Annotated in this window: 12 protein-coding genes; 5 read left to right on the top strand and 7 right to left on the bottom strand. The window is 67.5% G+C overall.

From position 1 onward, the window contains the following. Nucleotides 1-138 precede the first annotated feature (138 nt). The 6 genes from Pla175_RS24185 to Pla175_RS24160 form a co-directional block, all read right to left on the bottom strand. Nucleotides 139-1,671 (bottom strand): Y-family DNA polymerase, encoded by a 1,533-nt coding sequence (locus Pla175_RS24185; RefSeq protein WP_145291634.1) that lies wholly within the window; start codon nucleotides 1,669-1,671, stop codon nucleotides 139-141. After that, a complete protein-coding gene (locus tag Pla175_RS24180) occupies nucleotides 1,647-2,654 on the bottom strand; it encodes an ImuA family protein (RefSeq protein ID WP_145291632.1) in 1,008 nt (335 codons plus the stop codon). Before Pla175_RS24180 ends, Pla175_RS24185 begins: the two co-directional genes overlap by 25 nt. 197 nt (nucleotides 2,655-2,851) lie before the next feature. Then, nucleotides 2,852-3,613 (bottom strand): ABC transporter permease, encoded by a 762-nt coding sequence (locus Pla175_RS24175; protein WP_145291630.1) that lies wholly within the window; start codon nucleotides 3,611-3,613, stop codon nucleotides 2,852-2,854. Then, nucleotides 3,613-4,278 (bottom strand): nucleotidyltransferase, encoded by a 666-nt coding sequence (locus Pla175_RS24170; RefSeq protein ID WP_145291627.1) that lies wholly within the window; start codon nucleotides 4,276-4,278, stop codon nucleotides 3,613-3,615. The genes Pla175_RS24175 and Pla175_RS24170 overlap by 1 nt, the downstream gene beginning before the upstream one ends. Nucleotides 4,279-4,344: 66 nt before the next feature. Then, nucleotides 4,345-5,220, bottom strand: a complete 876-nt coding sequence (locus tag Pla175_RS24165; protein WP_145291624.1) for a sigma-70 family RNA polymerase sigma factor — start codon at nucleotides 5,218-5,220, stop codon at nucleotides 4,345-4,347. 253 nt (nucleotides 5,221-5,473) lie between these two features. Further along, nucleotides 5,474-7,327, bottom strand: coding sequence for a 30S ribosomal protein S1 (locus tag Pla175_RS24160; protein ID WP_145291622.1), 1,854 nt, complete (start codon nucleotides 7,325-7,327; stop codon nucleotides 5,474-5,476). A 297-nt stretch (nucleotides 7,328-7,624) separates the two neighbouring features. Here Pla175_RS24160 and Pla175_RS24155 point away from each other — a divergent pair, with 297 nt between their 5' ends. The 4 genes from Pla175_RS24155 to Pla175_RS24140 all read left to right on the top strand — a co-directional run bounded on the left by Pla175_RS24155 (nucleotide 7,625) and on the right by Pla175_RS24140 (nucleotide 13,033). Next, complete coding sequence (locus tag Pla175_RS24155) at nucleotides 7,625-9,103, top strand: glycoside hydrolase family 13 protein (protein ID WP_197527121.1); 1,479 nt, start codon at nucleotides 7,625-7,627, stop codon at nucleotides 9,101-9,103. A 145-nt stretch (nucleotides 9,104-9,248) separates the two neighbouring features. Further along, a complete protein-coding gene (locus Pla175_RS24150) occupies nucleotides 9,249-10,178 on the top strand; it encodes a DUF4394 domain-containing protein (RefSeq protein WP_197527120.1) in 930 nt (309 codons plus the stop codon). A gap of 246 nt (nucleotides 10,179-10,424) precedes the next feature. Then, the gene (locus tag Pla175_RS24145) at nucleotides 10,425-11,309 is read left to right on the top strand and encodes a LamG-like jellyroll fold domain-containing protein (protein ID WP_197527119.1); all 885 of its coding nucleotides are present in this window, start codon (nucleotides 10,425-10,427) and stop codon (nucleotides 11,307-11,309) included. A gap of 197 nt (nucleotides 11,310-11,506) precedes the next feature. Further along, nucleotides 11,507-13,033: a sulfatase family protein gene (locus Pla175_RS24140; protein ID WP_145291616.1), complete on the top strand. Its 1,527-nt coding sequence runs from the start codon at nucleotides 11,507-11,509 to the stop codon at nucleotides 13,031-13,033. Between the two features lie 9 nt (nucleotides 13,034-13,042). On the opposite strand, the gene Pla175_RS24135 is transcribed toward Pla175_RS24140, so the two are convergent. After that, nucleotides 13,043-13,588 (bottom strand): hypothetical protein, encoded by a 546-nt coding sequence (locus Pla175_RS24135; RefSeq protein WP_145291614.1) that lies wholly within the window; start codon nucleotides 13,586-13,588, stop codon nucleotides 13,043-13,045. Between the two features lie 555 nt (nucleotides 13,589-14,143). On the opposite strand from Pla175_RS24135, the gene Pla175_RS24130 reads away from it, so the two are divergent. Beyond that, the gene (locus tag Pla175_RS24130; RefSeq protein ID WP_231954046.1) at nucleotides 14,144-15,037 is read left to right on the top strand and encodes a DUF58 domain-containing protein; all 894 of its coding nucleotides are present in this window, start codon (nucleotides 14,144-14,146) and stop codon (nucleotides 15,035-15,037) included. The last annotated feature ends 52 nt before the right edge of the window (nucleotides 15,038-15,089 follow it).

Here is a 15,089-nt window from a genome sequence, read left to right as displayed (position 1 = left end):
AAAGCTCAAAGTGCAAATCGCAATAGCCGACGGGCTCCGCCCCGTCGGAGGGGCTGAGAAGAACGCATCTATCGAGCAACCCCGACGGGGCGGAGCCCGTCGGCTAGTTTCGCTTGCGCGTTCCGCTGTGCTTGCGCCTCAGTACTCCCCGTGCAGCCACCACGCGCCGCTGCGTAGGTCTCGGAATACCCACAGGGCGCCCCCGTGTGTTTCGAGCCGGTAGTAGTCGCGCCGCACGGTGGCGCCGCGATGCCAGCCGGTTTCGATCCGTTCGGGGCCGACCGCGAGGCGTACGTCTACTTGTTCCCCGCCGAGCCCCAGCCGCGTGGGGGCGCCGTCCGGCTCGGCCGCCAGCAGCTCAACGCGTTGCGGCGGGTTGTGCAGCGTGAGCGGCCGCCGACGCAGCTCGGCGGCGTGGTCGCCGCCGAGCGTGTACGCACGGGACGCCTGCTGCGCGGCGGGTGTGAGTGCGAAGGCGCGTTCCGGGAGGTGGCTCGCGCGTTTGTGGGCCCGCAGCACCTGTGTCTCCCCCAGACGCCCGGTGAGCCGGGCCGCCAGCAGGGCGAGCTCGTGCGGCCGGTTCCGTTGGTCCTGGTCGAACAGCGTCCCCTGCCGCGGCGCGATGGGCGCCGACTCGCTCACCGCGAGCCGCACCGCTTGCAGCGGGGCGTCGAGCGTGAGCGTCTCCATCCGCAGCGTCATCAACTCCTTGAGCTGTTGCGCCCGCGCGGTGGGCTCGAACAGCCGCAGCTCGAGGAGGCGCTCGGAGCGGTCGGCGCCGACGAACGTCGCCTCGATCCGTAGCGCGCCGCGTTGCTGCTGGGCGAGCGCCGCGGCGAGGCGGTCGATCAAGATGCCGGCGACCGCGGCGGTCGTGTCGGCGTTCTCGACGGGGGCCTCGAACTCCCACTGGGCGACGAGGGGCGTCTCGGCGGTGCAGGCCGTGATGCGTTCGTCCACCTCGCCCAAGAACTGCGCGAGGCGCCGTGTGAGCAGCGGCGGGAACCGCGCCGCGAGGCCCGCCCGCGGCAGCGCCAGAAGCTGGTCGACCGAGTGGACGCCGAGCTGCGCAAGCCGGTCGAGCGTGTCGGCGTCGAGCCTCAGCGCCGCGGCAGGGAGACTCAGCGCCGCGGCAGGAAGACTCAGCGCCGCGGCAGGGAGACTCAGCGCCGCGGTGGGCAGGGGCGCCGAGAAGTGGGCCAGCGCCCACGCCCGGCCGACGGTGTCTGCCGTGGCCAGCCGCACCGCCAGCCCCAGGCGAGCAAAATGGTCCGCCACGCGGGCCGCGAGCGTGGCGGGGTCGGGGTAGATCGCTTCGAGCCCGGCCAGGTCCATCAGCAGGCAGCCCGGCTCGGGGGCGTCTTCGAGGCCGACCAGCGGGCAGAACCGCAGGCACTCCGCGGCGAGCTTCTCGAGGGCGTGGCGGTCGGCCACTGGGTCGTGCGGCGCCGTGAGCAACCGGCGCCCTGCGACCAACGTTTGGGCCTCGGCCGCCGGCATGCCGGGGGCGACCCCCGCGCGGGAGGCCTCGGCAGAGCAGGCCATCACCGTCTCGCCCCGCCGCCCCGGCGCAATCAGCGCTGCCGCCCGGCCGCGCAGCTCGGGCCGCGCGTGGGTGAGCCGCTGGATCGGCCAGCGGGGCAGCGCTACGCAGAGGGTGCGAGGGGGCATGCGGGGTGCTGGCTTGGGGGTTGGCTCGTGGGGTATTCGCGCAGCGCGCCGGCGTCGGGGTCGAACGAGAGGGTCACCGCGCCCCCGGCGGCTCCCCCGCGGCGACGCGTGAGGGTGAGCGTCAGGCAGCGATCGAGCCCCTCCCGCACGCCCGCAATAGCTGCCGACCTAAGGTCGGTGCGATCCGCTTGGCGCGGGCGCTCTGCTTGGTGCGCCCGCACGGAGTGATGTGCGTGGTCCGCGCCGACCGTAGGTCGGCAGCTATTGGGCGCAATGCTCGCGCTGCTACTAGGCGCGTGCGAGACGCGTAGCTGCGCGTCTGCCCAGGTGGGGGCGTCGAGCGCGCTGGCCGGGCGCACGAGCATGCCGAGGGTCCCTCCTTCTTCCGCGGCCAGACAGAGCGCGCGGAACGTGTGTGTGGGGATCCGGTCGCACTCGGCCCACACCGCGCCGACCGCGGGGGAGCGGAGCGCCGCCAGCAGCGACCAGAACAAGTCTCTGGGGCCCGACGGGCGGACCAGCAGCAGCCGACGCAGGTCGACCCCCCACGCCGCGGCGGCGGGGGGGTAGAACGCGCCGCGGGGGTCGATCACCACCAGCTCTCCGCCGCGCCCACAACCCCGCCAAGCACACCACAACGCGGGGAGGCAGGCGCCGCCGCCCCCAGTCGCAGCTAGCCGACGGGCTCCGCCCCGTCGGCGCGTGTCGGGGTGGTGAGTCCACCGACGCGCGGCGACGGGGCGGAGCCCGTCGGCTGTTGGCGTTGGGTTGGAACGCGGGGAAGCGACCCAATCGATCAGCGTGCCCGGGGCCATGCCCGCTGGGGCGCCGGGGCCCGCGAGCAGGCGGTCGAGGCCCGCCGCGCCGGTAGAGATGGCCGCGCCCGCCGGGCGGCTGGCCGACTCCATCTGCTGCACGCGCCCGCGCAGCCGGCGCATCAGTTCTTCGCGCTCGGGCGCGGCGCCAGCGTTGCTATCAGCCATGGTTGCCTCCGATGGTTACTGTACATACGTATCGTCATGGGTCAAGCTCGGCTTGAGCGGGGGGCGAGAAGGGCGAGAATGGTTGCCCACGAATTGCCCGAAAGAAGCCGATAGGAATCGGAAAAAAGCAGAGAGAGCAGGGTCTGAAAGCCCGCGTTTTTGGGCGTCTCAGCGAAAGCGGTTTCCCGCCTCAACCCTCATCCGTTTTTATCCGTGCGATTGGTGGGCAACCGTCCGTCGCGGCTCAGCGCCAGGTAGCAGGCGGCCGCGATGCCGTTGGAGGTGAACACCATGCACATCACCATGATCTGGAAGCGGGCGGCCGCCAGCGGGTCGGCGCCCTCGAGGATCTGCCCCGTCATGGCGCCGGGGAACGACACGATGCCGACCGCCAGCAGGGCGTTGATCCCCGGGATCATCGAGGTGCGGTACGCGGTGCTGCGGGCCTGGGGGTAGGGCTTGCCGGCGGCCGTTTCGGCGGCCAGGCGTTCGGCGGCCAGGCTCACGGCGTTCATGGCGTTGGAGATGGCCATGCCGGCCAGGGCCACGACCTCGCGCGGCGCGAACCACGGCTCTACGCTCAGCACCCCCTGGGTGGCGAACGCGAGCCCCACCAACGAGCCCAGCGCGATCGAGCCCGCGGCGTGCCAGAACCTGGCCCACGAGCCGTCGGCCACGGTGCGCAGCGCGATGCTGGAGGCGGCCAGCACCATCACGGTGAGCACCGCCAGCACGGTCCAGGGCTGCTGGGCCTGGAAGACGAACGTCAGCACGTAGCCCACCAGCAGCAGCTGGGTGAGCATCCGGGCAATCGAATACACGGCGAACCACGGGCCGATCGACCACCGCCAGAAGATGCCGATCACCAGGGCCACCGGCGCCAGCGCGATGGACAGCCGCACGAGGGTGATCGGGTCGCTCGACGCGCTGGCCAGCAGGCTTAGGTGCGTGGCGAGCATCAATCGTGATCGTTGGGCGACTTGATCTGGCTCGCCTGCCAGAGGCGGTCGTACTCGTCGCGCACGTAGGGGTTGAGCTGCGCAGCGAGGTCGCGCGGCAGCTTCGCGGCCTTGATGAGCTCGAGGATATCGGCCAAATCTTTCATCCGGCTGACGTTGCTCATACCTGAGGCGAGCTTGAGGTCGACGAGCGTCGGGAGGTTGATGAACTTGATGCCCTGGCGATCGATCGATACGTCGATTGGGTCGGGGAACGCGACCGGTTTTTCTTTGCCGTCGCCGGGGAAGCCGCCGGTTGTCAAGAACTCGATCCGAACGCCCAATTCCGTATCGCGCAGGTGCTTGCTCGCATCGAACGGCTTGATGTAGCCGAGGCCATCAAGAGCCGTATGGATCGCCGCCAAGCTTTCCTTGGTGACTACGAGATCGACATCATCCGTGAAGCGCTGGTAGCCGTGCGCGAAGAGGGCCAGGCCGCCGACCACCGAATAATCGACGCCCACCTCATCAAGCCGCTTGACAAGCTTTCGTAACGCCAGAAAGGCTTGGCTCTTCTCCGAAAAAAAACGGTCCCCCTCGCTCATGGCCCAATCCCAGTCTTCGGACAAACGATCGTCGTAGGACCGAACTTCCGGATGATCGTGGATGACGGTTGAAGGGTCCATGGTTCCCATTCTACCGCGTTTAACGGCGTACGTCGAAGCGGTTTGAGGGTTTTAGATGGTCGGCCTTTACCGCATCCGCATCCGCTCCGCGGCCGCGGGGTCTTCCAGGCTGATCGCCATCTTGCCGAGCGCTTCGGTCTCGATCTGCCGCACGCGTTCGCGGGTCAGGCCCAGCTCTAGGCCGATCTCTTTGAGCGTCTTGGGCTCGCCGCCGGTCAGGCCGAAGCGGAGGCGGAGGATGGTCGCCTCGCGTTCGTCCATGTCGTCCAGCATCGCCAGCGCGTGGGTCATGCTGTCGCTCTCGAGCATCGCCTCGTCGGGGCTGAGCTGGCCCTCGTCCATCACCATGTCGCCCAGCGTCCAGCCGGAGTCGGCCTGGTCGGTCTGCGGCGTGGCGTTGTAGATCTTGATCGCCTTCTTGATGATCGGCAGCTTCTTCTTGGGCAGGCCCAGCACGCGGGCGATCTCTTCCGGGGTGGGGCTGCGGTCCAGCTCTTCGGTCAGCCGCGCGGTGGCCCGCCGCCACTTGCTCAGCAGCTCGACCATGTAGGCCGGGATGCGGATGGTCTTGCCGGTGTTGATCAGGGCACGCTTGATCGACTGCTTGATCCAGTAGCTGGCGTAGGTGCTGAAGCGGGTCCCCATGGCCGGGTCGAACCCCTCAACGGCGCGCAGCAGCCCCAGGTTCCCTTCCTCGATCAGGTCCTGCAGCCCCAGCCCCTTGCCGGCGTAGCCGCGGGCGATGTTCACCACCAGGCGGAGGTTGGCCCGCACCATGCGGTCGCGGGCGTGGATGTCGCCCTCGCCGATCTTGGTGGCCAGCTCGCGTTCGTCCGCGGCGGTCAGCAGCGCGGTCTCGTTGATCTCGCGCAGGTAGGTCTCCAGCGGCGTTTGCACGGCGGAGCTGGCGCGTTTCTTCTTGGGCTTCGGAGCGGCGGGCATGGCGTGGGCGCTGGGGCTGGATCGGGGCCGGGCGGCGTATGCGGGGGGCGTGAGCTGCGCTCGTTGCCCATCAGGTGCTAGCAGAGGGTATCGGAACCTCGGCACGCGGTAGGCCAGCGACGGGGTAAAGACTGAGCAGTACAGCGGATGCGCCTGCTGTGACGGACCTAACAAAAAAACCGGCGCCGCGGCTGGTAGGCCACGGCGCCGGTTGAACGGCTCATTGAAGTTCAGGTCGGAGGGGCGCTGACGGTTACGACGCGTCGGCCGGCTGATCGGCCGGCTCGTCGGCCGGGGCATCCGCAGCGGGGGCGTCCGCCTCGGCCGTGGGTTCCGCGGCGCTGGCGGACTTGAACAACGGGCCGGAGTCGGCGCCGATGCCGCCCTTGAGGTCGGCCGACGACATGTTGCTCGTCGCCTCGGTGGTGGGCTCGTCGCCCTCGCCCTCGGCCCACTCAACGCGTTTGCGGCTGAGGCCGATCTTGCGCTCGTCGATGTCGACGCGTAGCACCTTCACCTCCAGCACGTCGCCCACCTTGCACACCTCTTCGGGGTTCTCGACCTTGTGGTCGGCCAGCTCCGAGATGTGCAGCAGCCCCTCGAGGCCGTCTTCCAGTCCGACGAACACGCCGAAGTTGGTGATCTTGGTCACCTCGCCGGAGATCAGCTGGCCCGGCTGGTAGCGGTTGGGGATGTCGGTCGCCCACGGGTCGTCGTCCATCTGCTTCACGCCCAGGGCGATGCGGCGGCGGTCCTGGTCGACGGAGAGCACCTTGCAGTGCACCTCTTGCCCCTTCTCCACCACTTCGCTCGGGTGGCTGACCTTGCGGGTCCACGACATGTCGCTGACGTGCAGCAGGCCGTCGATCCCCTCTTCGATCTCGATGAACGCGCCGTAGTTGGTGAGGTTGCGGACCTTGCCGGTGACCATGGCGCCGGGCGGGTAGGCCTCGGCCACCTTGTCCCAGGGGTTCTTCTGGGTCTGCTTCATGCCGAGGGAGATCTCTTGCTTCTCCTCGTTGATGCCCAGCACGACCACCTCGACCTCGTCGTCGATGTTCACCATCTCGCTGGGGTGGCTGATGCGCTTGGTCCAGCTCATCTCGCTGATGTGCACCAGCCCTTCGATGCCGTCTTCCAGCTTCACGAAGGCGCCGTAGCTCATCACGTTGACCACGGTCCCCTTGATCCGCGAGCCGACCGGGTACTTGGTCGACACGTTGTCCCACGGGCTGGCTTCCTTCTGCTTCAGCCCCAGGGCGATCTTCTCTTTCTCGTAGTCGATGTGCAGCACGGCGACCTCGAGCTCCTGGTCGATCTTGACCATCTCGCTCGGGTGTCCGATGCGGCCCCAGCTCATGTCCGTGATGTGCAGCAGGCCGTCGATGCCGCCCAGGTCCACAAACGCGCCGAAGTCGGCGATGTTCTTCACCACGCCCTTGCGCAGCTGACCCACCTCCAGCACCTTGAGCAGCTCCGACTTCTTCGCGGCCCGTTCGTTCTCGATCAGGCTGCGGCGGCTCACGACGATGTTGCGGCGCTGCTCGTCGATCTTGAGCACGATGCACTGGATCTCTTTGTCGACGTACTCGCCGATGTCGTGCGGGCGGCGGATGTCGACCTGGCTGGCGGGCAGGAACACGTTCACGCCGATGTCGACCAGCAGGCCCCCCTTGATCTTGCGGAGCACGGTGCCGGTGACCACGTCACCTTCATGGACGTTGTCCATGACCGCCATCCACTTCTCGATCGTCTCCGCCTTGCGCTTGGAGAGGACCAGCATGCCGCGGTCGTCGTGGCGGCCGACCACGTCTTCGATCTCTTCCACCAGCACGCGGACCGTGTCGCCGATCTGCGGCTCTGGTTCTTCTTCGTTCTCCTCATCCGCTTGCCACTCTTCGCGGGGCACCAGCCCCTCGCTCTTGTAGCCGACGTCGATGACGACGAACTCGTCGTCCATGCGGACAATCTTGCCCTCGACGATGGTGTTCAGGTTGACGTCTTCGGCTTCCAGCCACGCGGTTTCATCCAGCAGGGCGGTGCCGACCGCGGCTTCCCAGTCTGCTTCGGTGACGTCGAATTCACGAATGAGGTTACGGTTTACCATGGGGGGAGCGGGCGGCCGGCCAGAGAATGGGGGGCGCCAGAGGGGGGTTAGAGGTCGAGGGCGGCCCCGGCCGACAACACGCCGGACGTATGCAGGGCTAGCACGGGAATCCCAGATGTTAGCAGACTCGCGGGATGGCCACAACTTGCGTTCCTGCGACCGCCGCACACCCCAGCGACGCCCCCTCGGCGTGGCTCGAGATTCGCTACATCCAGCGAAACCCCCGACGGGGCGTAGAGCGTCGGCTCTTGGGGTATTCTGTTCCTCGCGCCCGTCCCGCCCACCGAACAACCGCCCATGGCTACCACACGCAAGCACCAACAAACGATCCGCACCCCCGACTGGGTCAAGCACGCGGTCTTCTACCAGGTCTTCCCCGACCGCTTCGCCCGCAGCGAGCGGAACGAGCTTCCGCGGGGGCTCCGGCTGCAAGAGTGGGGCGCTACGCCCACCCAGACCGGGTTCCAGGGGGGCGACCTGTACGGCGTGGTCGACCGGCTCGACCACCTCGCCGGGCTGGGGGTCAACGCCCTGTACCTCTGCCCGATCTTCGCCTCGGCCTCGAACCACCGCTACCACACCTACGACTACTTCCAGGTCGACCCGCTGCTGGGGGGCAACGACGCGCTGCGAGAGCTGATCGACCGCGCCCATGATCGCGACATTAAGGTGGTGCTGGACGGGGTGTTCAACCACACGGGACGCGGTTTTTGGCCGTTCCACCACATCCTGGAGAACGGCGGCGACTCTCCCTACCTCGACTGGTTCCACATCCACGGTTGGCCGCTGCACCCCTACCCCGGCCCCCGGCAGAAGCCCAACTACAGCGCCTGGTGGAGCATGGCGGCGCTGCCCAAGCTGAACACCGACTGCCCCGCGGTGCGCGAGTACATCTACGAGGTCGCCAAACACTGGATCGACTTCGGGGCCGACGGCTGGCGGCTGGACGTGCCCGGCGAGATCGACGACGACAGCTTCTGGCAAGAATTCCGCCGGGTCGTCAAGGGCGCCAACCCAGAGGCCTACATCTGCGGCGAGATCTGGCACGAGTCGCAGCGCTGGCTGCAGGGCGACCAGTTTGACGGCGTGATGAACTACGTCTTCACCGGCCCGGCCATCAGCTTCTTTGCCGCCAAGACCTTCCGCAGCGACTTTGTGCACCCCCACCTGCCGCTGGCGGAGCTCGACGCGCGCCAGTTCTCGCGCAAGGTCGACTACATGCACGGGCTGTACGACTGGGAGATCAACTTCGCCCAGATGAACATGCTAGACAGCCACGACATGGCCCGCCTGGCGTGGCTCACCCAGGAGCACAGCGCGCAGCGCCTCTGTGTGCTGTTCCAGATGACCATGCCGGGCGCCCCCTGCATCTACTACGGCGACGAGGTCGGCCTGGCCGGGGGCCCCGACCCCGGCTGCCGCGAGGCGTTCCCCTGGCACAAGCCAGACGCGTGGGACCGCGAGCTGCTGCGTCACTACCAGCAGGCGACCGCGTTGCGGCACGCCCACCCGGCGCTGCGCACCGGCAGCTTCCAGACGCTGCACGCCGAGGGAGACGTGTACGCCTTCCGCCGGGCCCTGGGCGACGACGATTTGATGGTGCTCTTCAATACCGCATTCGAGCCGCAAGAGCTCTCGATCCGGGTGGCGGGGGTCGCCGACGGCGAGTTCCGCCAGGTCTGGCCCTCAGGGCCGAGCCGGAATCACGCCGTGCGAGACGGCCTCTGGTCGCCGGACGTCCCGGCCCGGGCCGGGGTGGTCGTTGTCCGCGCATGACGCGCGGTCGCGAGTTTTTCACCGGCGATTCTGTTTTTCTCTCATCCGCCGGCGTATGCCGCACGGAACCCACGTGAGCCGTGTTGCTCGCCAGCGACGCGTGTCGCCCCCGCGGCTCATGTACTCCGCCGACGGAAGATTACGTATGACTCGGACCCTTCACCTTGTCGGGGCGCTGCTAGCGGCCTCGCTGGCCGGCCAATCGTCTGCCGAAACTATCTACGGCCTCGCTGGGGCAGGCATCAATCAGCAACTGGTGACTTTTGACAGCGCGGGGCTCGCGGTCACCAATGCGGCGCCCATTAGCGGGCTGACCGCTGGACTCGGGACGGTGTCGCTACAGTCCATCGACGTCCGCCCCGCCACCGGCGAGCTGTACGGGCTGGACAACAACAGCCTGCTGTACTCCATCAACCCCGTTAGCGGCGCGGCGACTCAGGTGGGCGTGCAGCTCAGCCCGACCCCAACCGGCACCACCTCTACCCGAACGATCGACTTCAACCCCACGGTCGATCGCATCCGCGTGCTGGGCGACTCTCCCAGCAACAACAACTTGCGGGTGAACCCAAGCACGGGGGCCACCCTGGTCGATGGCACGCTGGCGTTTGCGGCCGGCGACGTGAACTTTGGCACGCGGCCGTTTGTGGTCGGCGGCGCCTACACCAATAGCGACCGAGACCCCGCGACCGGGACCACGCTCTACGACATCGAGGCGGGGCTCGACATCCTGGTCACGCAGACCCCCGCCAACGACGGCACGCTTCAGACCGTCGGCCCGCTGGGGCTTACCGTTAGCAACACCGGGCAGGTGAGCTTCGACATCTCTGGGTCGACTGGCCTGGCCTACCTGGTCGGCAGCCAGTTGTTTGGCGGGACGATCTCCGCCAACACGCTCTACTCCGTCAACCTGGCCACCGGCGCCGCGACGTCGCTTGGCTCGATTACCGGCGTGCCGAGCGGCAGTGTTACCGACATCGCGGTGGCTTTCCCCGGCGCCCCAGTGCCCGAGCCCACATCGATCACTCTTGGTGTGTTGTTGGTCGGTGGTCTGTTGTTGGGGCGACGCCGGGTCTGACGACGGCCGAACTGGAGCACCCCTGGGCGGGGCGGGCTCGTTGCTCGCCCCGCCGCTTTTTTGTGGGCGCCGCCGCGGCGATCGGACGGCCTGCCCGATTTTTCCGCGACTCAAGCAAATGTCGACCGTATCTGCGGTTCTTTGCATCCGCCAGCCGTTATGCCGCGGAAGCTCTCCGACGACCCTCGGTGGTTCGTCGGAATCCTCTGGTCTTCATCCGCCAAACCTACGCACCCGAGTGAACCAATGATTTGTCTCTGGACGACCCGCCTTTTCTTTCTCACAGCCGCTACCGCCTGCTGTACGGCCGCCTCCGCCAACCACATCCTGGGGTACTCGTTCGACGACGCCACGGGAACTCCCAACGGCAGCCTCGCGGGCACGGCCCCGGCGCTGGGCATTGTTAGCCCCGCGGTGATCGGCGCCGACGGCTCGGGGGTCTCGGGCATGCTTGGCGACCGCGCGCTAGACAACGCGGCCGCGGCCGCCATGGGGGGAACGACCAACAGCTCTGGGGGCCGCGGCACGCACGCCGCCGACTTCGACGGCATCGACGGGCTGCTGAAGTTCACCATCGCCGGCTGGTTCAAGACCGATACGTCCGCCGCCATCGGCGGCAACGCGGTGCTCTACTCCAACCGCTCGGGAGTCGCGGGGGTGAGCGTCCACGGCGACCCCAACAACCCCGGCAGCCTGGTGCTGGCGGTCGACAACGGCTCCAACGCCTCGACCGGGTTCGGCGCCACGCAGGAGTGGGTGAACTTCGCCGTCACCTACGACGGCACGATCTTGCAGCCCGGGCCCAACGTCTTCTTCTATGCCGGCGGGATCAACACGCCGCTCGCGCTGGTCGGTTCGGGCACGAACACCAACGGGTCGGGCAGCGACCCCGCATCCAATGAAACCGCGGCGCTCAGCCTCGGCGCCCGGGTGCTGTTCGGCGCCGTCGACGCCGACCCGTTCGACGGGCTGCTAGACAACTTCCGCATCTGGGACGAGATCGTCCCGCTGGCGACCCTGGAAGGTGTCCGTCTTGGCGACACAGGCGCAGCCGGCGTCCCCGAGCCCGCTTCGGTGACGCTTGCCGCCGCTATGCTCGGCGGTTTGCTGCTGGTCCGCAGCCGCCGCTAACCCGGGCGAGCCGTCGGCGCAAGCCGCCGGAGCATCCGCAGCGATCGAGAAACCCACTAGTTTTTGGCGAGGCGGCCGCGGGCCCGCCTCGCCATTTTTTTTTGCGCTGCACAGTTCCAGGAATGCGTGGGCCGCCCGTTGTCGGTACGATGGAGGACTGCTTTTCTCGTCCTCTCTATCCCTTGGGGTGCAGTGCTATGGGTCGGTTGTTGGCGGCGTTTGCGGTGGTCGCCGGGGCGCTGGGGGGCCCCTGCGAGTTGACGGCGTCTTCTGCCCGAGCAGCCGAGCGGAACATCCTGTTTATTGTCGCCGACGACCACGGCGCCGACGCCGGCTGCTACGGCAACCCCGTCATTCAGACGCCGGCGCTCGACGCCTTGGCGGACGAAGGGATGGTCTTCGACCGCGCCTACTGCACCACCGCTAGCTGCAGCGCCAGCCGCAGCGTGATCCTCACCGGCCTGCACAACCACCTCAACGGCCAGTACGGGCACCAGCACGACTTCCACAAGTTCAGCGCCTGGACGAACCTCATCAGCCTGCCTCAGTACCTGGCCTCGGCCGGCTACCGCACCGCGCGGTGCGGAAAGTTTCACGTCGAGCCGGAGTCCGTGTTCCGGTTCGACTCGGTGCTCAAGGACACCGGGCGCAAGACCGTGGCGCAGGCCGAGGCGTGCCGAGAGTTCCTCTCAGCCGACGCCGACAAGCCCTTCCTGCTCTACTGGTGCACGCACGACCCGCACCGCAGTGGCGGCGTGAATAACGGCTCGCCCTACAAGCCCAACCGCTTCGGCAACGAGGGGAAGTACGCCGGCGTGAAGACGGTCGAGTTCGCCCCCGAGGACGTGGTCGTCCCGCCGTTCCTGCCCGACACCCCCGAGTGCCGGGCGGAGCTGGCGGAGTACTACCAGTCGGTCTCGCGGCTCGACCAGGGCGTTGGCCGCCTGGTGCAGATCCTCAAGGACGCGGACCTGCTCGACAAGACGCTGATCGTCTACATCAGCGACCACGGCATCGCGATGCCCGGCGCCAAGACCACGCTGTACGAACCGGGGATGCGCAGCCCGCTGATCGTCCGCGACCCGTACGCCACGCTCCGGGGCGTGCGGTCCGATGCGATGGTGAGCTGGGTCGACCTGACGCCAACGCTGCTCGACTTCGCCGGCGCCCTGACCGAAGAAGGCGCCGCCACCCCCAAGGTCGCCCGCCCCCTAGCCGGCGAGCTACGCGCTCGCCCGGCCGGCCAACGCAGCCCGCACCTCAAGCCGGGCCGGTTCCACGGCCGCTCGTTCCTGCCGATCATCGAAGCCAAGACCGAGGCGGGCCTCGACCCGCCCGGCTGGGACGAGGTGTTCGCCTCGCACACGTTCCACGAGATCACCATGTACTACCCGATGCGGGTCGTGCACGAAGACCGGCTCAAGCTGATCTGGAACATCGCGTACCCCCTCCCCTACCCTTTCGCCAGCGACCTGTGGGCAGCGCCCACGTGGCAGGCCCAGTTCCGGCAAGGGATGGACGCGCCCTACGGGCCGCGCAGCGTGGGCCAGTACATCCACCGCCCGCAGTTCGAGCTGTTTGACACTCAGGCCGACCCGTACGAGGCCAAGAACCTGGCCGAGGACCCGTCGTACAAACCGGAGCTCGACCGCCTGAAGCAAAAGCTCAAGGCGTTCCAGCAGGAGACCGACGACCCGTGGATCATGAAGTGGGACTACGAGTGACGCGTTGGCCTACGTGTACTGCGTGTTCGCGCGTTGGGCTTCGTCGCGCTGTTGGAACCACCGCGAGGCGAGCCTTACTGCTCTGCAGTAGGCGGTAAGCAACGCGGTGCGCACCGCCAGGGTGATCACCAGGCCGATCACGCCGCCGATTTGTTCGGCCTGCACCTGCAAGCGCCCGATGGTGAAGACCCCCTCCCAGACCCCGACCCCGATGCTGGCGACCGCGGCCGCCACGTAGGCCCAGCAGAGGAAGATCGATGTTGGGTTCTTGAGCAGCATCAGCGTGTTGCCCGCGAGCCCCAGCACCGTCATGCCGATGTTGGCGGCGCAGCCGAACACCACGACCCCGTAGAGCGGGTGGTCAACCGGCAACGTGTCCAGCACAAACAGCCCAAACGCCGCCATCACGCCGCGCAGGGCCGCAAACACCAGGTTGGCGATGGCCCAGCCCCGGCAGTAGCCGGGGAGCCGATCCGAGCTGTCAGACCGGACCGGCGGCGCTTCTTCGTCCACAAGCGGCGCCGCGTAGGGGTTGGTGTGGCCGGGGGTCGGCATCGGCGGCAGCGCTCGGGGGACGTGTGGCGGAGCGTAAGAGTTTAGCGGCTCGCGGGGCGTCTGTGGCGGCTATCTTCGGTGGGCCCCCGACCTTGCCCCCCGGCTACGCCGTACAATGGTGGTGTCGTCCGAGGGGGCGGTGATCCGGTGGCGCAAAATCTCGGTAGCGGGGGGCGTGAGAGTCGCCACAATAGGCATTGCGGCCACGAATTAGGCCCCGACGGCCGGCATTCTGGGGGGTGCGCCATTTTTGTCCCCGAGGTGTCCACTGATGTCCCGAGGTGTCCGCTGAGGTGGGGCGTCGGGGCCGCGGTTGGCCGCATTTCGGGTGACTGGGAAGGACGGGAAGGATGGGTTTAGCGTGGTTTCAGCGGGTTTCGGGCTCGGGTGGGGGTTTTGTCCGAAAATGAGCGGGGGAGAAGACGCCCAAAACGGACAAAACTCCGGTTGGGTTTTTATCGGCGGGCTCCTGGTCCGGCGACGGGGCAGACCCCATCCGCTAGTTCAGGTTGTTCCTTCTTTGCTAACGACTAACACCTAAGACCTAACACCCATTTGAACACCGAGCAGTACCTCAAGCCGGAAGTCATCCAGCAGATCAAGCGGCTCGACCTGCGCGCGCAGTTCATCGTCAAAGGCTTCTTGCAGGGGATGCACGCCAGCCCGTTCCACGGGTTCAGCGTTGAGTTTAGCGAGCACCGCAAGTACACCCCGGGGGACGACCCCAAGGACATCGACTGGCTCGCCTACGCCAAGACCGACCGCTACTACGTCAAGAAGTTCGAGGCCGAGACCAACATCACCGGCTACCTGGCGATGGACCTTTCGGCCAGCATGGCCTACACGTACCGCGAGGAGCTCACCAAGTTCGACTACGCCATCTGCCTGGCCGCGGCGCTGACCTACCTGATGGTGCACCAGAACGACCCGGTGGGTCTGGTGACTTTCGGCAAGGAGATCACCCGCTCGCTCAAGCCCCGCAGCAAGCGGCAGCAGATCGGCAACATCCTTTCGCTGCTGGCCAAGCTGAAGCCCGAGGGAGAGACAGACATCGCCCACAGCCTGACGCAGTTGGCCGCGATGCTGCGTCACGCCAGCCTAGTGATGGTGTTTAGCGATCTGCTGACCGACACCGAGCCGGTGATCGCCGCGCTACGAAGGCTGCGGCACGGCGGGCACGACGTGATCTTGTTCCACGTGCTCGACGCCGCTGAGGTGGGCTTCCCGTTCCGCGGGCTGGTCGAGTTCCAGGAGCCCGAGACGGGCGAGAAGCTGCAGATCGACGCAGACGGTTTCCGCAGCGACTACCAAGAAGAGATCGCCGCGTTCCGCGAGACCTACCGCCGCGAGTGCTTCCAGAGCGGCATCGACTACGTCCCGCTCGACACCAGCATGCCCTTCGACCGGGCGCTCACGGAGTACCTAGCGACCAGGAGGCAAAGGGGGTGAATGGTGAGTAGTGAATCGTGAATGGATTGGAAGTTGCTGCTTCCAACGCACC

Origin of the sequence: Pirellulimonas nuda, from assembly GCF_007750855.1 — a bacterium.
Classification (GTDB): Bacteria; Planctomycetota; Planctomycetia; order Pirellulales; family Lacipirellulaceae; genus Pirellulimonas; species Pirellulimonas nuda.
This window is presented reverse-complemented; position numbering and strand designations above follow the sequence as displayed.

Excerpts from the sequence above, each read along its gene's own strand:
- Pla175_RS24160 (WP_145291622.1), bottom strand. The coding sequence starts at position 7,327 with ATGGTAAACCGTAACCTCATTCGTGAATTCGACGTCACCGAAGCAGAC.
- Pla175_RS24140 (WP_145291616.1), top strand. The coding sequence starts at position 11,507 with ATGGGTCGGTTGTTGGCGGCGTTTGCGGTGGTCGCCGGGGCGCTGGGG.
- Pla175_RS24175 (WP_145291630.1), bottom strand. The coding sequence starts at position 3,613 with ATGCTCGCCACGCACCTAAGCCTGCTGGCCAGCGCGTCGAGCGACCCG.
- Pla175_RS24170 (WP_145291627.1), bottom strand. The coding sequence starts at position 4,278 with ATGGACCCTTCAACCGTCATCCACGATCATCCGGAAGTTCGGTCCTAC.
- Pla175_RS24135 (WP_145291614.1), bottom strand. The coding sequence starts at position 13,588 with ATGCCGACCCCCGGCCACACCAACCCCTACGCGGCGCCGCTTGTGGAC.
- Pla175_RS24165 (WP_145291624.1), bottom strand. The coding sequence starts at position 5,220 with ATGCCCGCCGCTCCGAAGCCCAAGAAGAAACGCGCCAGCTCCGCCGTG.
- Pla175_RS24145 (WP_197527119.1), top strand. The coding sequence starts at position 10,425 with ATGATTTGTCTCTGGACGACCCGCCTTTTCTTTCTCACAGCCGCTACC.
- Pla175_RS24155 (WP_197527121.1), top strand. The coding sequence starts at position 7,625 with ATGGCTACCACACGCAAGCACCAACAAACGATCCGCACCCCCGACTGG.
- Pla175_RS24150 (WP_197527120.1), top strand. The coding sequence starts at position 9,249 with ATGACTCGGACCCTTCACCTTGTCGGGGCGCTGCTAGCGGCCTCGCTG.
- Pla175_RS24180 (WP_145291632.1), bottom strand. The coding sequence starts at position 2,654 with ATGGCTGATAGCAACGCTGGCGCCGCGCCCGAGCGCGAAGAACTGATG.
- Pla175_RS24185 (WP_145291634.1), bottom strand. The coding sequence starts at position 1,671 with ATGCCCCCTCGCACCCTCTGCGTAGCGCTGCCCCGCTGGCCGATCCAG.